Genomic DNA, 20,857 nt, shown 5'->3' on the forward strand with positions numbered 1-20,857 from the left:
GGGGAGAGCGGCGTAATTCGCCTAAACCGAAGGATCACTCGTATCGTCTATAAACGTGGACGCGGAATCGGCATAGCGCGCAGCGATTTGAACAAACGTCGTTTCTAAAACCTTGAAGGCGCTTACCACATCAGGATCAAAATGTTTGCCGGCCCCCTCACAGATGATCTGCGCAGCAGTCTCATGGGGCATTGATGCCTTGTAGATTCTTCGATTAATAACCGCATCGTAGACGTCCGCAACGGCCATCAATCGAGCACTGACGGGGATCTCCTCACCAACCAACCCATGGGGGTAACCACTGCCATCCCACTTTTCGTGATGGGATAAAGCGATCTCCTTGGCGAAGCGTAAAAAGGGTATTTGAGTGCCCAAAATTTCTTCAGCCTGCACCAAACTTTGATAGCCCAGCAATGTATGAGTTTTCATGATTTCGAATTCAGCAGGCTCGAAACGCCCCGGTTTAAGTAATATGTGATCGGCAATGCCGACCTTGCCTATGTCGTGCAAGGGCGCTGACTTGAACATCAACTCAATGTTCTTTTCACTTAGCTCACTGCTGAAACGGGGGTGATCACGTAATTGCTCTGCCAACACCCGCACATAATGCTGAGTTCGGCGCAGATGATTACCGGTCTCATTGTCCCGGGTCATTGCCAATGACATTAGCGACAGGATCGTCACATCATGAATGGTTTGGAGTTCGCGCCTGCTCGCCACCACTTCCTGATCAAGCGATGTGTTCTGCAACCGCAATCCGTCAGCGGCCGCCTTCAAACGCAACTGAGCCTTTACTCTCGCCAAAAGTACCGGCGGATTAACTGGCTTACTGAGGAAGTCCGACGCTCCCAGCTCCAACCCCAAGCACGCATCGTGATCAAGACTTCTCGAGCTCAGAAACAGAATCGGTACCTCGCGACTTTTGGGATCCTGTTTGACGCGGCGGCACACCTCATGGCCATCCATTCCCGGCATCAGCACATCCAGCAGGATCAGATCCGGGACTGAGCGCTCGATAGCTTGTAAGGCTTGTGCACCACTGGACGCGACTTGCACATGACAATGATCACGGAGCAACCAACTCACCAGTTTCAGATTGAAGGGCTCATCATCGACCACCAGCACGGTGGGTTTGGGGATTAAGCAGTTCACCTAGATCTCCTCACAGAATTTTCGCGCGTTCAACTGCATACAGAGCGTTTGCGTCGAAGGTTGATAGCGCACGGCTTAGGCCATCTGTTGAAACCCAGTAACGCACTCGCGCGAAAAAACTGCTCTGAATTGGCGTGTGCCCTGCCCCGGAAATTCCTGAAAAGCTATGAAAACTTATGAAATCCTGCAGCTGCGCCTCATAAGTGACTTGCCCCCCCCCTCTCCTTTACCCCCTAGCCTGCGTTTCACTGACCAACAATGCCGCGTTCAAGCAAGAACGCGCCTGCTCAAACTCGAAGCATTGAACAGCTGTATTCAGTTGCTGAAAGTGACTGCCTAATGCCCCTTTGAGCAGGCCTGCGTGTTGGGAAAAATAAAAGACTGCTTGCACGTCAAAACCTTCCAACAGGGAGTCGAGGTGGCGGCAAATTACTCGAATCTCATCGAGGTCCCCAGCTATCGGGTCCACTTCGATTTCGGGGCTCAACTGTTTACGTAACTGCTCCAACAAACTATTCAAGGGTTCGCTAAGCCGCTGCCAATAGCTTTGCAATTCCTCTCGAGGGAGTTGAGATCGTAATGCTTCCTCTAACGCATCAGCGGCTTGAGCAACTCGGTCAGCACCAATGGTGGCCGATACGCCCTTGCAGCTATGAGCCAATTGTTCTGCCCTATCGAACTCTCCCTTGGTCAAAGCAATGTTTATCTCTTCGAGCGTGGAACTTTGATCTCTCATGTAGCGATTTAGCATTTCTACATACAAATCCTTCTTACCGAGCACACGCCGTAATCCAGCGGCCACGTCGACGCCGTCCAGGCTCAGCAAGCCCTTCTCTTCATAGGACGAGTTCGTCAAAGCGGGCTGTGGTGATGCTCCAGGAATTGACTGGAGCGATGTGTCCGCCAGCCAACGCTGCAATACGGCATATAGTGTCTGTGGCTCGAATGGTTTGCTTATAAAATCGTTCATACCGGCGGCGATACACGCATCACGATCACACTGCCTAGCATTGGCGGTCATCGCGATCACGGGCAACCTGCTCATGCCGGGTTGCTGACGAAGCAGTCGCGTGGCGGCCAATCCATCAAGAACCGGCATCTGCATGTCCATGAAAACCACGTCATATTGCCCTTTTGCCAGTAAACTCAGTGCCTCGCGACCGTTAGCCGCGACGTCCACGTGACAATTTACGACCTGCAGCAACTCGACAGCCACTTGCTGATTCAGATCGTTGTCTTCCACCAGCAAAATGCGTGTTCCATCTGCCACCTGCCATTCATTGCGTGCCGGCATGGAAGAAAGAAAAATGATATCCGCGCTTTTGGCCAGAGCTAAGCGCACTTCGAACCAGAAGTGACTTCCCTCCCCCATCACACTTTGGACACCCACTCGGCCTCCCATCATCTCAGCCAGTTGCTTGGCAATTGCCAAGCCCAAACCGGTTCCACCAAAGCGTCGCGTCGTCGAGGTGTCTGCTTGCTGAAAACTGTGAAACAGCCGCTTTATCTGCTCGGGGGCGAGACCGATGCCAGTATCGGTCACACTGAAATGCATCAACGCGTCATGAGCACCTGACTGGCGCACGCCAACTTCGACTCGAACCTGTCCTTGCCCAGTAAATTTCACCGCGTTGGTCAGAAAATTGAGCAGAATTTGTCGCAAACGAAGTGAATCGCCACTTAGCCGTTCTGGCACATCCGCATCAACGCTGAGTTGTAAATCCAATCGTTTCGTAGCGACTACGGGGCGTACCTGATCGAGTACGTCCTCCAACATTTGCGTTAAACTGAAGTCACGAACTTCCAGCTCAAGCTTGCCTGCATCAATTTTGGAAAAGTCGAGAATATCGTCAAGTACGCCGAGCAGATGCCGACTGGAGCTTTGCACCTTGTTCAAATAGTCCCGCTGTCGTGCGTTCAACTCCGTTCTCAACGTCAGAAAAGTCATGCCGATAATGGCGTTCATCGGAGTGCGAATTTCGTGGCTCATGTTGGCCAGAAATTCGGTTTTGATTCGGGCACTGTCTTCAGCTAGCTGCCTGGCCTTGCGCATCTCGTCAGCTGCCACGTATTGGGCGGTGACATCTTCGATGATCCAGATCGATCCACGCGCAGACAGATAACCTGGCGCGACTGCACGCGCACTGACACTGGCCCAGAAAATACTGCCGTCCTTGCGACAAAGCTGCATTTGCTGCTGAAAAATCTCACCGCGGTCGAGCGTCTCGCGAGCTCCAGTTTGAAATACCGACAGCATATCTGCCGACATCACATGTCCCATCCAGATCAGTGGGGAGCGCTGCAGCTGTTCTCCTGATTGATAACCAAACAGCTCGTCCATCCGCGAGTTGGCCTGCACAATCAACATGCCTCGCACCATGGCAATGCCATAGGGTGCGGCAGTCACAATAGCCTCCTGCTGCTCGTGGATTTCCCTTAACCGGGACTCATCCGCCTGACTTTGCGTTAGATCGCGTATAGCAACACACAGACGGCCTTGCCCTTGTCGCGCCGGCAACAGACACATCCTTATTTCAGCGGGAAACTCACTGCCATCAGCACGTCGGGCGACAGTCTCGACCGTGTCGAGGACGTTACGCAGCCACATTCTTTCCAACGCAACCTCAATCAGTTCGCGCTGACTGTCTGGCACCAGGTCTCGATAGTGTTTACCCAACAGAGCACCCGGCGCATAACCGAACGCAGACTCACTCTCCTGATTGGCCAAGATGATATTTTGGTCGTCAAAGACCAGAAGCGCCTTAGGCGCGAACTCAACAATGCCGCGGTACCAGCTTTCTGTGACTTCCAGTGCCTCCTGTCTTTGCTGGAGAATCAACGCCTGAGCTTCCAATTGCTGTGCTTGGATGCATGCTTTTTGTAATAGCTGTTGATTGTGCAGGCGCTGCAGCACCGAGTTGAGCATCGTGGCCAATCGGTCGGGCAGGCTATCAATGAGTTTTAATTGGGCAGGGTTCGGTCGATTAGCAAAAGCGAGCTCCAAGGTCGCCAATTGTTGCCCCTCCTGCTGTAGCGGCAAGCTGAAGTGCACTTGGCCTACACCTGGTACAAATGGAGCGGAATCCAGCAGCAGGTCAACTTTGCAACCCAAGCTCTCGCTCAAGCGCTGCTTTAACGTCGCAGAAAACACTTCTGGACTGCTAGACAACTGTAACGTCTGCATCAGTTCGCCGAGGCGGACTCTGGCCCAATGCTGGTGCAATAATTCGGCGTGGACCTTCGCATATGAATCGAATGCCTCCGCCAGCGATACAACTTCTGCCAATCCTGTGAGACGCTCGGAATGCTGCAGAGGTTCTCCCGCGTGTAATTTGCGCATCCGCTCGGAAAGCAGTTGCAAGGGAATGATCAATCGTCGGCGCAGAATGACAAAAAAAACCCAAAAACTCGCCCCAATGGTAATCAATTGGGTCAAAACGCTAAGGGTTCTCGCCAGTTGAGCGTCCCGCAATGCTGCCGAAAACTTATCGTCCATACGTTTAGTAATGGAAACATTCAGTTGATTGAGGGCGTCAGCAAAATTCCATTCAGTATTAATGTAAGTGGTAGTCGCCAGAAGTGAACTGGTCCCCACGGGGCTACGTTGAGTTAGGCTGTCGAGCTCCATGCTCGATTGTTTGAGATCAATGGCCTCAACGGCCAGCAACATTCGCTCTTCCGCCTCATTGAGTCCCAAGGCACGAATAGCCATGGCAATGTCGTGGAAGGCGTGGCCATTACGCGTTTTTTGATAGTAAAGGCGGCGGAACTGCTCATCGTCTGTATTGGCATAGAGGCGGGCTAACTGAGTTAACTCACGGTTTAACGCGCCTAGTTGCGCAATGCCGACGATAGTCTGGTGCCGCTGTTCGGTGGCTTGCGTAACTTGAGCACTATAATAACTATCCAGGGCGGAGGTAGTCAGGCAGACGGCCAATGCTAATCCAAAGCCTGCAGAAATTAGTTTGCTTACTCGCGTCAGACTCATGCCACCTCCAGCTAAAAAGACCCCAATCGATGTTGGAGCATGTGAAAGTCAGTAAACCGCGGCGCGCCTGGCGACGCTGTGAAAAACTGTTTTATGGTCAGGTCAAAACGATGAAATACGCTGAAAACTTATGATATGCACATATTTACGGATGCGACGGACCACCGTCAGTTTCTAAGCGGCTGGTTGCAGTTAATGTGAGCAGGTGAAAATGGAGTGCAAGCATGCGCTACTGAATGCAAGCACCGTCGCAGCTAAAGTGAGCGGGAGTACTCCGTCAGTCGCAATTAATCTGAGCAGAAAAGAGCATTGATTGCGAGCATGGCTGTTTGCGATTGCAAGCCGTTACACCTAGGAAAAGCCCAATGAAACACATACGAGCATGTGATGGTCTGGCTCGCCTCTCTGCACGATGAAGCTGCGCGCCTAGGGTGCCAACTCAAACGTATCATCGAAATCGCAGGAGTCGTGGCCCGGTACGCCTTTGGCACTGGCAGTGTGTAACGTAGGAAAAACAGCACCGCTCAACATTCCTGATCCAATTGGCCGTGTGGCAAATTACGGTAGTCCGAGGGAGCGAGCCCTTGCCATCGCTTGAAGGCTCGGGCAAATGACGTTTGCTCTGAAAAGCCTAGGAGAAACGCGATTTCAGTCAGCGATTTATCTGGAATGGCTAGATACTTCCGTGCCAGATCATGACGGATTCTGTCTAAGATACTTCGATAGCTCTGCCCACGTTCGGCGAGTTTACGCTGCAGGCTTCGACGACTCATGGCCATCGCCTCGGCCAAACGCTCCTCACTCGGCTCTCCTGAAGCCACGTTTTCAATTAAGAATCGTCGGCAACGATGCACCAGGTCGCTTCCCGAGATCTTTGCCAATTCGCCAACCAGGATGTCATCGCAGACCTGAGCCATTTCTGCGTTACCTGTCGGGAGCGGGCGATTCACTACGCTCCAAGGAAGAACAAAGCTATCGTGATCCGCGCCAAAGGTGACTTCACTCGCGAAAAAACGCTCGTAGGGTGCTGGGTCGACAGGGCGCGGCCGCTTCAGGTGAACGGAGTGCAGTCGCAATGGACCGCGGAGATTCGTCCGGCACATGGCGATGATGAGCGAAAGACCAAAATCGGCCATGGTATGCCCCAGCGGGGTATTTCCACGGCCGGTGTCATAGATCAGACAGATCCCCGCTTCCTTGTCGGTGCAACTCAACGCGGCACGACCTGCAAGGATACAAATGTACCGTTCGAGGCGACGGAGCGCCGTGTGCAGCGAGCCGCTGGAAAGCCAAGCGTAACCAAGTGCCTGGAGATCGGAGGGATGCCAGCACTCGGCAGCGCGAAGGGCAAACGCGGGATCGGAAATCAGTGTCATGGCGCTCATAAAACCAGCGTCAGCAAAGTCTGCCGACAAACGCGCCCTGTTATTTTGGACCGTGCTGGTGGGGACGTCTAAGCGCAAAGTGAAGCTACGGGTATTGAGGCCATACGTCTCGATGATACGTAATCCGATCATTCCAAAACTGACAAGAAATGTATTGGTAGCCATTGGATCACCTGCACGGTCCGTACTGATAACAACTAACTGTAACAAGTCGCTTTGAAAACACCCGGAGCTTTAGCGCGGACGAAGGAGAACCTTTCCGAGTAGTAGTCTGGCGTTAAACCAGAGCCTGTAGGTTTATCCCGACTTTCAACACCAGGGCTACGCCCTGTCACCCGTTCCCGTTGGGAAAAAACGGACAGACTTCGCTAGTCCGCTTTTCCCCAATGGGCCGATTGTGCTTTCTCCTGGTTTTAGTCCAACGGAATGGAAATACCCGCGAGAGCAAATACCGTCGTCCTAACCTGAGCGGAAACCTCGGACCTGTTTTTGTCGCGGGATGAGCGCGCCCGTAACGTTTAAGGTGTAGATAAAATGGTACGGCCATATGCGTGTGCTTTGTTTTCGCGCTCAAGATCAATAGCGGTCCGTCGAAGTCTTTCATGTGGTGTTAATTGAGGCTCGCAATGAACGCTACGTGAGGAGGCCAGACGTTGACCCCTCATCAGTCGCTGCCGATCACTCGCTCCAGATGCCGACCAACTTGCACACTTGGGACGCTATTAGAACGTTACCCGCAACAACCCCACGAGACCGTTCTCATGAGCATCGCTGGCTAACTGGCCGTTGTAGATCAGGCTCAGGTTGGTACTCGGTGTCAGGGCAGCTTCTACGCCCAAATTGACGACCGTCACGTCCTCGGCCAGCGGTACACCGGAGATCGCGAAGGTATGTGTGGTACGGGCGAATGCGTTTTTGTCGGAGGGTTCTAGGTCGCCGAACGTATGACGCCAACCCAACCCGCCCTTCACCCTCATGGGCATCTCGTAGGCGAGAAATGTATAACTGGGCCGCACCCCCAAGGTGCTGTATGTCACGTCGTTGTCGCTGCTGTGTACTGTGAGAGAGGAAGGCCCACCTTGTTCGGTAAACCCATCGGCATTCACCTTCACCCATGCGATGTCGGCATACGGTTCCAGCACCAAGGGTCCTGCGTTTAATCTGTACCCGACATCGCTGAAAACCTGAGTGGTATTGGCTGAGTAATCCGCGTGAGGGGAGTCACTAAAGCTGTTGAAACTCACCGTCCTCCGAGTATCAATCTCGTTGAATGTGTAGCTGGTGCCTGCCTTGAGCGACCACGGTCCGAGCAGGGTACCGACGTACGCGCCAACGGTGTAATTGTCGCCATCGGCCGAGCCGTAGCGAGTGTCTACATTGGACCGCGTGTAACCAAACAAAACGCCCAATGTGGTGGTGTCGGTGATGCGCGAGTCAACCCCCAGGAACGTCCCGCCGGTGTCCACCGATAGGTCATCTTGTTCGCGGTGGGCACCGACACCTTGCAACCATGCGGTCAGGTTCGGAGCCAGTTGCACCGTGTTGTCCGACTCTTGGTGGGGAGTGATCGGCGCACCCAATGGCCTGTCGAGACGGTCAAAGACTGCATCCCGCACGAAGTGGCTGTCCTCCAACATAACAGTCATGAGTGATGGATTGATCTGTCCGGACAATTGATCGAGAGCAGCCCGGATTTCACCCACGGTGGGCAACAGGACGATTCCGCCGAAGATCGGGTTGGTCGGCGGCAACTCATCCACACCTCCCCCGGTCGAAATTTGTGGTGGGGTGATCGCGATAGGTGGTTGAGGTGTACCGCCACCGGGCGGGACCACGACTATTGGGTGTTCTGGTGCCCCGCCAATAGGTACCTGATTGCGGGCGACAACGAAGTAAGCGTTGTTCTGGTCGTAAACGAGGCTGACGGTCGACAGAGGCAGTTCTCGGGTCGGATAAGTGAAGGTGCCGTTGACGCCGCCGTCGGCGCTGAGGATCGCGTACCGCTGATTCACTACCGGTATAAAGCCATTAAGCAGGGTGGTGGCATTGGCATTGTTCAACGTGGCGGTCCCGCTGGCATGAATCAGGTCCTGCGCGCCGCTTGGATTGAAGTCAACGATGTAATTGGCCGAGGGGGCAGTGGTCAGGTTTCCTGCGATGCTGAGGGTGCCGGTTCTATCGCGGGCGGGACCTGGTGAAACGACACCGCCGATGGTGCTGCTCGGTAGTGTGCCGGCGCCACCGAGGAATGTTCCCGGATGGGTTGTCAGCTGGCTGGAGCTTGCGATTGAGCCATTGACGAACAGCGACCCGCTGTTCAGGTTGGTCGTACCTGTGTAGGTGTTGTCGCCATTGAGGGTCACCAGCCCGCCAGGGCCGCCGTCACCGTCCATGGCCAGAGAGCCCGGGCCACTGATCACACCGTTCAGGGTGAAACCGGTGCCGACATTTTGCGTAAGTGAGGCGTTGCCGGTCAGCGTTACCGGGCGGCTTGTCGTAAAAGTCTGCTTGGTGTTTAGTCTGCCATCGCCGATGGTCAACGACCCGCTGGAGATGCCGAGGTTGCTGTCCGTGTTGACTGACAGAGTGCCGGCGTTGATGGTGGTGCCGCCAGTGTATGAATTGTCTCCATTCAACACCAATGTCCCGCCGGCACCGTTCTGGATGACACCACCGTTTCCCGTCAGGTTATTACCGATTGCGATCAGTTCGGGAGAGTTGCTGATCAGGCCGACTCCTTCGAAGGTCACAGGAAAACCGACCACCACGTAATCTTGGCCGTTGTTGCCGCTGTCTGCGAACACCCAGGAGGATGGGTTGATACCGGGCGGAAATGCCATTTCGACTTGGTTAGCCCCGGTGTTGGTGAATAATGCGTCCTCTCCCGGTCTGTCGGGGACCCCTTGTGGCGTCCAGGACCCCGGGCACGTATAACAACCAGATCCCGTCCAAGTGAAGGTCTCGGCAAGTACCGGAGACACCTGCACCAATCCGATCGTGAACACCAGAATATGTAGGTTACGTTCCACGCTGCTCTCCTCTGGAACAGAGCGGCTGAGTCATACGCAGTGCAGTCAGTCGCCCAGTTAGTCGATTCGCTTTCTTTCGAAGAACGCAGTGAAGAGATTAGACAAGGTTTGTCGGTGTCGTACTTGCTCAGGTACAGCTCGCCGCCCAGTTCGCGGACGTACTGCAATTGCCCTGACTCGTGCCCCACTTGGGCGAGAAGCGCCGCTTGGCGTTTTGGCGTACAGATTTACCGGTGCGCCATGGCGGCATTGAGGACAGATACAAAAACGCCCGCTTGGCGGCGGGCGTAGGGCGTGATGCGTTGCAACTGTTGCTCACTAATAGCCATACAGACTCCAGAGGAAAATAAAAACAACAAACTGAGGGATGCTTCAAATTAAATGACACGGCGATGCCGCCACCGGTCGAAACAGTTCCGTTTAATTTGAAATTATCCGACCAGCTGGCTAGATTTTATTTATGCGCTTTCTCCCTGACTTAGGCCAAAGACAGCCATTTTGCCGAGCAGATATGCGGACGCGCATCCCCACGGAGGTCGTTATGCGGCAATCTATAATTTCTGGGCAAGGTCAAGTCGTTGACCCTATTGCGGATAAGGAACTCGCGCGTCATCTGGAAAGTTGCTTTCGGGAAAGTGATCCGGGCCTATTGCCTGGAGCACTACGGCACATTGCTCAGTTTAAAGGGTTTACCGAACTTTCACGTGATACGGGTATTAGACGTACAACGCTCTATCGGCTGCTCTCCCGTGACGCGGCCCCGAGCTTTTCGGATATTCTCAAAGTCACCCGTGCGCTGGGCTTTAAGCTACGCGTTGAAGCACTATCCGCATTAGAGGCCCAAAACAATGAGAGCCAGTGACGTCCCTCCACAGGGCGAACAGCCGAAAAAACGGAGTGCGTTAGCTCCAGACACACCGAATCACTCCGCAGAAAATGACGCGCGGTCGGAAGTAGCGTGGCTCGATGTCGGGAGTGCCTTGGACCTACTTAACTCAATGACGCGTAAGTCACGCACGAAGCCGGCAGCGAAACCGTTGGAGCGTAAATAAGAACTGGATCACTTGAATGCTACCCGCACCCAAGGGGAGCAGCGGCCTGGCCGTTCATCCACAAACATTGAAATCCGTAAGTGCAAATCCGAGGGGGCTCTGACGTGAACTTTATCCGGGTAAAGCGACTTATAGAGGATCTAAGCCGGAACCGGCGAAAATTCCGTCAACCGAGACCCGCTATGAGGGGGCGGTTCCGGCTGGGGCCGAAAAGACATGCTAAGCGGTTTCCGGTTCAGCCGGAAACGATTGCTTAATTGTGGTGTAGTGGTCTAATGAATCTATGGTCACCCCCATTCTTGCAATGCTGATTAACGGGTGAAGTGGTTGGCTTGCTTAAATCTATCCGGCGTCTGTATGAGGCATGCCCCGCGCCAAGATGAGAGTCGCGCCTGGCAATCCTGAAAACCGGAGCGGCTTCTTAAAGCCGTTTCATAAGTCAGGTTCTTCGCCAGGCCGGTGTGCCGTTCACGTCATCCATTTTTCAGCTATCGCAAAACCTGAAGGTGCCTCGTGGTACTGCAACAACAGTAGGGTCAGGCCGCCATGGCGTCTGACCCTGCTTCAAACACTGTATGGTGAGCAGATATTGCCCAGGCAATTCGCGCCAGTTTATTGGCCAGAGCGCACGCCACGACATTGGAGTGTCGTCGCTGAAGCAACGAGCGCACCCAATCAGCCAGTGCCCCTTTTTGACAATCGAGCCTTTGCATATAGGCCCTGGCGCACTGTACCAAAAGGCATCTGAGGCTCTTGTCTCCTCGCTTGCTGATCCCCTTCAAGTTAGACCTGCCACCCGTGCTGTACTGTCTTGGAACCAGCCCTATGGATGCGGCGAAGTCACGACTGCATCCGAATTGCTTGCCGTCTCCCATTTCGACAGCCAGCAGGCTGGCGGTGATCGGGCCGACGCCGGGCATACTCAGCAAACGACTGCCCAGATCATCGTCGGCCAGTTGGCCAGCCATCTCTTTATCCAGCTGTGTGATTTGCTCATCCAGATAGCCGAAGTGTGCGTGCAACTGCTGCAACAATGTGCTGAGCCGTATCGGCAACTCATGCTCGGCCAGAACGCTAGGCAGACATTTTATGACCGTTCGCCCCAGAGGCAGGCTGATGCCAAACTCCAGCAGGAAGCCATGGAGTTGATTGATTGTTTTGGTGCGGTCACGCACCAGCGACTCACGCATGCGATGCAGTACTGAGAGCGTTTGCTGGGCCTCGGTTTTAGGCGAGACAAATCGCATCGAAGGGCGTGAGGCGGCTTCGCAGATCGCCTCGGCGTCAACGAAATCATTTTTGTTACTTTTAACAAAAGGCCGAACAAACTGCGGGGATACCTCCCGTGCAATCAAGGTGCCGCACAACACCCGCTTCGACCCGAAGGCCGTGAAGAAACAACTCGGCATCGCGGTGTCTGGCGGGGATGAGTTTATGTACCGCATGCGTCACTTGGCCGAACGCAAAGTCCAGTGGCATGAGGCTTTGGGCTTCTTCATGAACGTGCTGCGTGAGGTCAATCCGAGCAATCAAATCCCGGAACAACTGCCCAAGCTGGATGCCCTCGCCACGCAGGTCCACTGAGCCTGCAGCCTCTACAAAGAAGTCTCGGCCAGTCAGAAGCTCCTGGAGATTTGCCATGTTTCTACTGCGATTCCTGCTCTGCTTGTTAATTTTCGTCGGCGCACTCGCCGCCACCGGCGCGCTGATGCTCTGCCTATTGCTCATGCTGCGTTTCCCGCCGCTATTACTGGTCGTGGGGCTGGCGTGCTGGATCCTCAGTCGTGTGCTCAGACGACTGTTCCCCGACCAGCGCAAGCCCAGCTGAACGACTCAAACTCATCTTCAGCGGCTGTATATAGGGCCGCGCTTCCTGAGAACACCCTCATGCTTCGACTCTGTTTGATCTGCGATTCCAAGGCCATCCTGACCAAAGCAACCGCCCAGGGCATCACTCTGTTGCTCAGCCTGATTAATAGCGCGTTACAACAAGCGCAGAAAGGCCATGAAGATGCCCAGGCCTCAGACAGCCACCTATTGATCAATGGACTGGCGGCGATCACTCCCGCCTTACCCTCGGCCTTGCGGGTCGCCGAGGACATCGCCAAATATCATTTTGGGGAGTTCAACTGCTTGTGCCTGCGCTGCGGGGCGCGGTTCGATGACCCGGAGCCCTAGAAGAGCGGGACGCCAGTGCGGTGCCCATCAGCCGCGATCAAGCCGGGCAACCAGACGTTCCACCAGATCCATGACCAAGTCGCGGTCAGCTAATGGTGTGAAAGTAAAGTTCTCTTACAACTACGGCGAGCCAGGCTTTCAAGTACTGGAAAACACCACGGCGCACGACACTTACAAGGAGGTCTCCCAAGTCGAGTACGTTGCCTATGGCACGGCGCGCGCTCCCACGTCAAACAACAGCGTGAAAGCCCCAGCGGCATCAGCGTCCAATCAGCAAAACTGTATACAGGCATGGATAGGCGCATATCGCGAGGAAGCCGGAGCACAAGCCGAGGTCAACAGCGAGCAACTCGATGAATGGGCGGACTGGTGCAAAGCGGGGAAAACGCTTTAGGGTCAACCTCCGCGTCCCTGAATAACCACGCTGACGGTCGGGCCTGATGAGGGCCCGATAGATAGCTCCAGTTTTTCTTTTGTCATTAGTCTCGCGATAGTGGCCCCAGATGTCGCCACACTCCGATGAACGCCGCCTCAGCACTGTTCATTAGAAAACTCTATCAGGCAATCGACTTTCGATTTCAGCGTGTCTGAACCTGAACTTTGTGCGCACCACCCACCCGTCGCTGCTTCATTAACTGACGCCTATAGCTGCGCGAAACACGGTACTAATGAGGTATTGAAAATCAGGAATAGACGGGGGCAGAGGAATTGAGATGAAAAAAACGCCCCGTCAGACATAGACCGAGGCGTTTTTAGGGACACAGATCAAGTTCGCTCGATTAGATATCGAAGCGATCGAGGTTCATGACCTTTGTCCAGGCTTTGACGAAATCGTTGACGAACTTCTCCTTGGCATCACTTGCTGCGTAGAACTCGGAGACAGCACGCAGTTCCGAGTTGGAACCAAACACTAGGTCGACCGGGGTCGCTGCCCACTTGATTTCGCCTGTCTTGCGGTCGCGACCTTCATACACGCCTTCAGTCGAGGACTTCGACCACACCGTTGACATGTCGATCAGATTGACGAAAAAGTCGTTGGATAAGGTGCCCGGACGCGTGGTGAGGACGCCATTTTTGCCGCCATCCGTATTCGCCCCAAGCGCTCGCATACCCCCAAGAAGTACCGTCATTTCAGGTGTGGTCAGCGTCAAAAGGTTTGCCTTGTCGACAAGCATCTCCGCTGGAGAAAGACGAGCCTCTGTACTGTAGTAGTTGCGAAAACCGTCTGCCTTTGGTTCCAGCACGGCAAAGGAGTTGACGTCAGTCTTGTCCTGCGTAGTGTCCATGCGACCTGGCGTGAAAGGGATTGCAACGTTGTAACCGCCTTTTTTCGCAGCGGACTCAACAGCCGCAGAACCTGCGATCACAATCAGATCAGCCAGTGAAACTTTCTTGCCACCTTTCTGACTGCTGTTGAAGTCATTTTGGATAGTTTCCAGCTTGGCGAGCACTTTCGTCAGTTCAGCTGGGTTGTTGGCGCTCCAGTGTTTCTGCGGCTCAAGGCGTACGCGGGCACCGTTGGCGCCACCACGCATGTCCGAACCACGGAATGAAGAAGCCGAAGCCCAGGCGGTGCGAACGAGTTCGCCGGTGCTCAGACCAGAAGAGAGTACCTTGGCCTTCAGCGTGGCGATGTCCTTGCTGTCGACCAGTTTATGGTCAACAGCAGGGATTGGGTCTTGCCAGATCAGGTCTTCCTTCGGTACGTCGGCCCCCAAGTAGTGGGTGCGCGGGCCAAGGTCACGGTGTGTCAGCTTGAACCAAGCTTTGGCGTAGGCCAGTTCAAATGATTTTGGGTTTTCCAAGAATTTACGTGCGACTTTCTCGTATGCAGGATCGAAACGCAGTGCAAGGTCCGTGGTGAACATGATAGGCGCGTGGCGCTTATCTTTAATGTGAGCATCAGGCACCATCGCCGCCGCGGATGGGTCGGACGGAATCCACTGGGTGGCGCCCGCCGGACTCTTGGTCTGAACCCATGTCCAAGCGAACAAATTAGATAGGTATTGGTTGGTGAATGTTGTTGGGCTTGACGTCCAAGCGCCTTCCAGGCCGCTGGTAATGGTGTCTTCTGCGTTGCCTTTACCGCAAGTATTTTTCCAGCCCAGCCCTTGTTGCTCAGTCGGTGCGCTGGCAGGATCAGCCCCCAGGCAACCTTCAGGTTTATGTGCACCATGTGCTTTACCAAACGTGTGGCCGCCAGCAATCAGAGCAACGGTTTCTTCGTCGTTCATGCCCATGCGCGCAAACGTGTCGCGAATGTCGTGCGCAGCGGCGATCGGATCAGGTTTGCCGTTCGGACCTTCCGGATTCACGTAGATCAACCCCATCTGCACAGCGGCAAGGGGCTTTTTCAGCTCACGATCGCCGTGGTAACGCTCATCACCCAGCCAGTTGCTTTCAGGTCCCCAATAGACGAGATCAGGCTCCCAGTCATCGGCGCGACCGCCACCGAAACCGAAGGTTTTCATGCCCATCGATTCCATCGCCACGGTGCCCGTCAGCACCATCAGATCACCCCAGGAAATCTTGGCACCGTACTTCTCTTTGACAGGCCACAGCAAACGTCGGGCCTTGTCGAGGCTGACGTTGTCAGGCCAGTTGTTGAGTGGATCGAAACGCTGCTGAGCGCCGTCTGAACCACCGCGGCCGTCCATCGTGCGGTAGGTGCCTGCGCTGTGCCAAGCCATACGAATAAAGAAGGGACCGTAATTGCCGTAGTCAGCGGGCCACCAGTCTTGCGACTTGGTCAGCGTCGCTTTGATGTCCTTTTTCACTGCTTCCAGATCAAGGCTGTTGAATGCCTTGGCATAGTTGAAATCTGCATCAGCGGGACTGGAAGACGGGTTATGTTGACGCAACAAGGAAAGGTCTAGACGGTTGGGCCACCAGTCTTTGTTGGTCATCTGCTCGTGCTTGCCTGCCATAGAGGCCGCACCAGTGTTGTCGGCATGTACGAGAGGAGAAAACCCAACGATCAGCGCGATCGTCAAGGGTATTTTTTTTATGTGCATGGAGACTTATCCTTTTAAGTGAGATGGACCGAGCCAAGCGATCACCGGGCCTAAAACAGGTCTCAAATCAGATTCAAACTCTAAGTCCGCCCTTTAGTTCAGACAATTCATGATCCCAATGGGGCTGATTGAGAACCTGATTGCCTGAAATCCATTGTGCTCTCATGCCTGTCATGTTGAATGTGTTCGTTCACCCCCCATCATTGCTGACGCTCAAGAGCGCCAAGGTAGGGTACCTGCGGGGGCAGTGCTTCGTAGTGTGTTGGCAAGCAGATCAAATTCTTGTGTCCGTGGATGGGAGCGGCGCCACACCAGCCCAATGCGACGGTACTCATTGCCGTGCAAGGGCTTTATGCTGAGCCGTGTGGTGTCAGCCTTGCTGGCTGCCAGGGCGGGCAACAACGTACAACCGCGACCCGCAGCAACCAGATGCTGGAGTGTTTCCAGGCTGGTGGCTCGGCAATCTGCCGAGCCACCAGCCTGCTCGTCACTGCGACCACAGGCTTCCAGCGCCTGCCCACGTAGGCAATGACCGTCGGTGAGCAGCAGTAACTTTAGGTCGTCCAACGTGTCAACCTTTACACTGTCCTGGTCAGTCGCCGCGTGACCCAGTGGCATCGCTACCCAGAATGGCTCATCAAACAGCACCCGCTGATCATGGGATTCACGATCGAGCTGATGCGGCACCCCCTGCACGACAGCCTCGCAGCGCAGGCACTCAGCAGAGCGCGACATCGTCTGTGCGAGCACGTTCGGCAGCGCCAGCAACGCGGTGTCGATGGACTGATCGTTGAGTCGTTCACATAAATCGCCAGTTAAGCCTTCCTGTATCATCAACTGCAATTTGGGATGAGCGGCTTCCACGGCGTGTAATAGATGCGGTAAGTAATAAGGGGCCAGAGTAGGAATGATGCCCAGCGTAAGCATACCCTCCAACGGTTGCCGGCGTGCCCGTGTCAGGGCAAGAATGGTGTCGGCCTCAACCAGCATATGGCGTGCGCGCTCGACGATTTGCTCTCCTGTTGGCGTGAGCATGAGCTGCTTGCTCTGACGGTCCACCAGTACCTGCCCCAGATAGTTCTCCAGCTTGCGCAATTGCGTGGACAACGTAGATTGAGTGACGTGACAAGCATCAGCTGCACGGCCGAAGTGACGGTGATCCGCCAGAGCCACTAGATAACGGAGTTCGCGTAAGGTCATGGGATTCTCGTTCGAAAGGTACCCACCTGGGTGGTAACGCAGTCATAGCAATTACATGTAACGCTGTCATGCCTGACACAGAAGAAAGCTTAGCCACACAGAGTACAAGGTTTTGTTCAGTGTTCGCCCTATTTGTGTACCTATTGCTAAATAGGAGTCGGTTCCGGCAGGGGGCGAAATGACACCCCTAAGCGGTTTTCGGCTAAGACCAGGACGACTGTACTTGGCCTTGACAGCGGGCTTACCAATCCTGGCGCACCTGCACCGCTACGCGCTCATGTTTCCAGCCCATGGTGTAAAGCGGCCAAGGGTGACCTTCCTCGGTGGTGCCTGGGGTCATGCCCAGCAACTCCCAACCGGCTGCGATCAGCGCATTGACCATCTTGCTGTCGTGGGTGTGCTTTATCTCTTTAACGCCTTCGAATGCCATGCGGTGTTGCTCCTTGTCAGTGATTGGCGGCGGCAGTCTATCAATGCCGCAGACGGTCGGGGTTCTTTTCCTTTCGGTTCGTTATGAGTAACGCGCGGTCCGTCCACGTCGTCGGCATTGCGGATCAGGAATCGCGCCGCTCTCGCTCGCGGATGATCGCTTGCAACAGCTCAAGCTCTAACTGATCATGCTCCGCTTCATTGATTCCGCCCAGAGCGAGCATCAAGCGCAAGCGGCCTTGGTGAAAGCCCTGGGTCTGCGACAGATCCTGATAGGCAGTTTCATCCTCCAGATTCGCCAGATCATGGCGCAGCTCATCCAGCGTTTGCTGCTTCAGCATTGGCAGATCGATCACGCTCATGGCAGAAGTTCCTTTGTGTTGTCAGGGGGCGTCGCGGTCCAGAGTCACGCCAAACGTGGCCAGCCGCACCCGCCGCCCATATGTGTCCTGCCGGTACAGCTCGGCGCCGTCGACGCTGATCAGGCATTCATCGGTAAGCGTCCGGTTAAGTCGCCTTGACGCAAGGGATTGAAGGTAAAGGCGCTGAAGCAAGCGTGAGAAGTGGCCAGATCTCTATCCAGCTTTTGGACTTGAAGCGTTCTTGATAGATCTTTGTTTTCTCCGTGGCAAACCTCCCTGCTGGCCTGATAACCAACCCAAACAGATCATCGAGGCCCAATGGCGCTGCGATCTCGCATGAACCTGACTCTCCTAGTCTGACGGCTACCGCCGTTGCGGTTTCCGGCCAGTAGCGCATTGCGTCGGTCGTTGAAAGGTATGGTTCATCCCCATTCTGAACATGCATTCTGGCTTGGTTTTTTACAGACCACATTGCGGTAGGGTCTAGCCCTCCGAGGAGAGTCTCCAAGGCTTTATCTTCCTCTGGAGAGCAACGTTTATGATCAAACCAAATGACGTCGACGTCTGTTGATACAGGAGAAGGACTGCGCCCGTGTAAATAGTCCCAAACCGCGTTTCGGACGAAACCTGCTCCTATCCAGCAGTCTGGCAAATTGAGGGAACGCACCATTTTCAGTAGTCGCCAGCGGATGGGATCTTCTGAAATAAGCGCTTGGATTATCGATATATCGTCCACGAAAAACTCCCCTTTTCAAGCTATGCAGATATCCATTGATGCGGCAGCAGCTGGGCGATTTCGCTAGCTCGCTGCGTCGGCAACCGCATCAGCACATCCTTGAGGTAAGCATACGGATCATGCCCATTGATACGCGCCGATTGGATCAGGCTCATGATCACCGCCGCCCGCTTGCCGCTGCGCAGCGACCCGGCAAACAACCAATTCGACCGTCCAAGCGCCCACGGCCGGATCAAGTTCTCGATCTGGTTGTTGTCGATGGGCACAGCACCATCTGCCAGGTACCGCGTCAGCGCTACCCAGCGTTTAAGGCTGTAATCAAAAGCCTTGGCCGTGGCCGAACCCTCGGGCACCAATTCGCGTTGGGCCAGCATCCACTCATGCAGCTTTTCAGCGATGGGCACTGCTGTTTCCTGGCGTAATCGCCAACGGTCTTCGTCGCTCATTTCCTTGGCGTGTCTCTCGACTTCGTAAAGCCCGCCAATCGAGTGAAGCGCCTGCTCCGCCAATTGGCTTTTATTGGCTACATGCAAGTCAAAGAACTTACGGCGTGCATGGGCCATGCAGCCGATCTCGGTGATGCCCAGCTCAAAGCTGGCCTTGTAGCCGGCAAAGTCATCACAGACCAGCTTCCCGTTCCAGGTGCCCAGGAAGTTGCGCGCATGTTCGCCGGCACGGCTGGGGCTGAAGTCGTAGACAACAGCCTTGAGTGCCGAAAATGGCGTGCTGCTGTAGGCCCAGACGTAAGCACGATGGGTTTTCTTCTCTCCTGGAGCCAGCATTTGTACCGGCGTTTCATCGGCGTGAACCACGCGCTGGGCCAGCACTACTTCGCGCAACGCATCGACCAGGGGCTGAAGCTGCACGCCGGTTTGACCCACCCACTGCGCCAGTGTCGAGCGCGGGATGGCCAAGCCGGCACGGCCGAAGATCTTTTCTTGCCGGTACAGCGGCAGGTGGTCGGCGAACTTGGCCACCATCACGTGGGCCAGCAGGCCGGCAGTGGGGATACCCTTGTCGATTACCTGCGCCGGCACCGGGGCCTGGATCAGTGTTTCGCACTGCCGACATGCCCATTTCCCACGCACATGCTGTTCGACGGTGAACACACCCGGCGTGTAGTCCAGCTTTTCGCTGACATCTTCACCGATGCGCTGAAGCTGACAGCCGCACGCGCACTGGGTATTGTCCGGCTCGTGATGGATCACAGTACGTGGGAACTGCGGTGGCAACGGCACACGCTTGGGTTGCTGGCGTGGTTCTGCCTGTGCAGGAGCGGGATGAAGGGCTTTTAACTCCGCCTCGATGGCTTCGAGGTCGGTATTGAGTAGGTCATCGAGCAGGCTGCCCTGCGCCGGGCTGATCTGCTCGCTGCGCTTGGCGAACTTGTGCCGTTTAAGGATGGCGATCTCGTGAGTGAGCTGCTCGATAATCGTTTCATCACGATGGATCTTTCGGCTCTGGGTGTCGACCTTGGACATCAACTGCGCAGCTAGTGTGCGCAGTTGTTCGGGGGTCATTTGGTCGAGATCGGGCAAGGAAGTCATGGGGGTGGATTTTACCAAGGCAGCCCGACTGCTTCAGCTAAAAGGCAGCATTTAAAGCAATGTGATTGCGCCGCCCGCACCGACTCGTTGCCAGGGTAATCCAAGTACCAGCGCCTGGAGTTGTTCGGGGTCGAGTTCGACCTCCGTTCCACGATGGAGGCCTGGCCAATGAAACTTACCTTGGTTCAAGCGCCGTGCCGCCAGCCAGATACCGACGCCGTCGTGCACCAGGACTTTCATCCGATTGGCCCGACGGTTGGCAAAGAGGTAGGCGCAGTGCGGCTTCGCCGCACCGAACACCGCGACCACTCGGGCCAACGCAGTCTCAGTGCCGGCGCGCATGTCCATAGGCTCGGTGGCGAGCCAGATTGCATCGACGCGAATCATTGGGTCAGGCTACGAATGAAACAGGCGCAGCCGTCCGGATCCGAGGCTGGCCATTTTACGGTGATGGATTTATCACCCAGAGGCAGCGAGATGATCACCATTTCTTCTGATGCTCGCCTTGGTACCGTTTTTACCGGAACGAAAGCCGGCAAGGTTGCAGGCGATTGATCCCGATAAGTCGGTAGCCACTTGCGGATCACGTTGGCGTTGATGCCGTGATGGATGGCTACGCTGGAAATCGTCGCTCCCGGTTGCAGGCATTCCTGGACGACTTGGGCTTTGAATGGTTTGGGGTAAGAGCTTCGTTGGCGCATGGATATCCTGGCGATAAGGGTGATCGCGTCCGCTTAAAATACGCGGACACCATCGCCCTTAATGCTGGAGTTCGGTAGGTGTAT

The 20,857-nt window shown here is 55.0% G+C and carries 16 protein-coding genes and 3 pseudogenes; 5 read left to right on the top strand and 14 right to left on the bottom strand.

The genetic code is table 11. The annotated features are described in order from the left end of the window. Window positions 1-21 precede the first annotated feature (21 nt). The 5 genes and pseudogenes from J2X66_RS28725 to J2X66_RS28745 form a co-directional block, all read right to left on the bottom strand. The gene (locus J2X66_RS28725) at window positions 22-1,152 is read right to left on the bottom strand and encodes an HD domain-containing phosphohydrolase (RefSeq protein ID WP_310271660.1); all 1,131 of its coding nucleotides are present in this window, start codon (window positions 1,150-1,152) and stop codon (window positions 22-24) included. Window positions 1,153-1,378: 226 nt separating this feature from the next. Continuing rightward, complete coding sequence (locus tag J2X66_RS28730; protein WP_310271663.1) at window positions 1,379-5,140, bottom strand: ATP-binding protein; 3,762 nt, start codon at window positions 5,138-5,140, stop codon at window positions 1,379-1,381. 524 nt (window positions 5,141-5,664) lie between these two features. Next, entirely contained in the window at window positions 5,665-6,690 is a 1,026-nt protein-coding gene (locus tag J2X66_RS28735; protein WP_310271666.1) for an AraC family transcriptional regulator ligand-binding domain-containing protein, read from the bottom strand. A 557-nt stretch (window positions 6,691-7,247) separates the two neighbouring features. Continuing rightward, window positions 7,248-9,554, bottom strand: coding sequence for an autotransporter domain-containing protein (locus J2X66_RS28740; RefSeq protein ID WP_310271669.1), 2,307 nt, complete (start codon window positions 9,552-9,554; stop codon window positions 7,248-7,250). 113 nt (window positions 9,555-9,667) lie between these two features. Then, a pseudogene (locus J2X66_RS28745) lies at window positions 9,668-9,883 on the bottom strand (glycoside hydrolase family 19 protein); the annotation flags it as partial. A gap of 212 nt (window positions 9,884-10,095) precedes the next feature. Between J2X66_RS28745 and J2X66_RS30400 the strand changes: the two are divergent. Then, a complete protein-coding gene (locus tag J2X66_RS30400) occupies window positions 10,096-10,416 on the top strand; it encodes an addiction module antidote protein (RefSeq protein WP_405046816.1) in 321 nt (106 codons plus the stop codon). 726 nt (window positions 10,417-11,142) lie between these two features. Here the strand turns inward: J2X66_RS30400 and J2X66_RS28750 are convergent. Further along, window positions 11,143-11,946 (bottom strand): annotated as a pseudogene (locus J2X66_RS28750) (IS110 family transposase); the annotation flags it as partial. On the opposite strand from J2X66_RS28750, the pseudogene J2X66_RS28755 reads away from it, so the two are divergent. The 4 genes and pseudogenes from J2X66_RS28755 to J2X66_RS28770 all read left to right on the top strand — a co-directional run. Continuing rightward, window positions 11,945-12,172: pseudogene (locus J2X66_RS28755) on the top strand (DUF932 domain-containing protein); the annotation flags it as partial. The pseudogenes J2X66_RS28750 and J2X66_RS28755 sit on opposite strands and share 2 nt — an antisense overlap. A gap of 73 nt (window positions 12,173-12,245) precedes the next feature. After that, complete coding sequence (locus J2X66_RS28760; protein ID WP_310271672.1) at window positions 12,246-12,434, top strand: hypothetical protein; 189 nt, start codon at window positions 12,246-12,248, stop codon at window positions 12,432-12,434. A 59-nt stretch (window positions 12,435-12,493) separates the two neighbouring features. Beyond that, window positions 12,494-12,784, top strand: a complete 291-nt coding sequence (locus J2X66_RS28765; protein WP_310271675.1) for a hypothetical protein — start codon at window positions 12,494-12,496, stop codon at window positions 12,782-12,784. 70 nt (window positions 12,785-12,854) lie between these two features. Further along, window positions 12,855-13,178 (top strand): hypothetical protein, encoded by a 324-nt coding sequence (locus J2X66_RS28770; RefSeq protein WP_310271678.1) that lies wholly within the window; start codon window positions 12,855-12,857, stop codon window positions 13,176-13,178. A gap of 385 nt (window positions 13,179-13,563) precedes the next feature. Here J2X66_RS28770 and katG read toward each other — a convergent pair whose 3' ends face one another. The 8 genes from katG to tnpA form a co-directional block, all read right to left on the bottom strand. Continuing rightward, window positions 13,564-15,798, bottom strand: coding sequence for a catalase/peroxidase HPI (katG, locus tag J2X66_RS28775; RefSeq protein ID WP_310271680.1), 2,235 nt, complete (start codon window positions 15,796-15,798; stop codon window positions 13,564-13,566). 213 nt (window positions 15,799-16,011) lie between these two features. After that, window positions 16,012-16,998, bottom strand: coding sequence for a LysR substrate-binding domain-containing protein (locus tag J2X66_RS28780; RefSeq protein ID WP_310271683.1), 987 nt, complete (start codon window positions 16,996-16,998; stop codon window positions 16,012-16,014). 241 nt (window positions 16,999-17,239) lie between these two features. Beyond that, window positions 17,240-17,428 (bottom strand): hypothetical protein, encoded by a 189-nt coding sequence (locus tag J2X66_RS28785; RefSeq protein ID WP_310271686.1) that lies wholly within the window; start codon window positions 17,426-17,428, stop codon window positions 17,240-17,242. A gap of 124 nt (window positions 17,429-17,552) precedes the next feature. Then, window positions 17,553-17,789, bottom strand: coding sequence for a hypothetical protein (locus J2X66_RS28790; protein WP_310271688.1), 237 nt, complete (start codon window positions 17,787-17,789; stop codon window positions 17,553-17,555). A gap of 145 nt (window positions 17,790-17,934) precedes the next feature. Further along, complete coding sequence (locus J2X66_RS28795) at window positions 17,935-18,525, bottom strand: nucleotidyltransferase family protein (protein ID WP_310271691.1); 591 nt, start codon at window positions 18,523-18,525, stop codon at window positions 17,935-17,937. A gap of 20 nt (window positions 18,526-18,545) precedes the next feature. Further along, the gene (tnpC, locus tag J2X66_RS28800; RefSeq protein WP_310271694.1) at window positions 18,546-20,072 is read right to left on the bottom strand and encodes an IS66 family transposase; all 1,527 of its coding nucleotides are present in this window, start codon (window positions 20,070-20,072) and stop codon (window positions 18,546-18,548) included. Window positions 20,073-20,123: 51 nt separating this feature from the next. Then, the gene (tnpB, locus tag J2X66_RS28805; protein ID WP_040266828.1) at window positions 20,124-20,459 is read right to left on the bottom strand and encodes an IS66 family insertion sequence element accessory protein TnpB; all 336 of its coding nucleotides are present in this window, start codon (window positions 20,457-20,459) and stop codon (window positions 20,124-20,126) included. Continuing rightward, complete coding sequence (tnpA, locus tag J2X66_RS28810; protein WP_310271698.1) at window positions 20,456-20,773, bottom strand: IS66-like element accessory protein TnpA; 318 nt, start codon at window positions 20,771-20,773, stop codon at window positions 20,456-20,458. The genes tnpB and tnpA overlap by 4 nt, the downstream gene beginning before the upstream one ends. Between the last annotated feature and the right edge of the window lie 84 nt (window positions 20,774-20,857).

Source organism: Pseudomonas sp. 3296, assembly GCF_031456615.1.
GTDB lineage: Bacteria > Pseudomonadota > Gammaproteobacteria > Pseudomonadales > Pseudomonadaceae > Aquipseudomonas > Aquipseudomonas mucoides.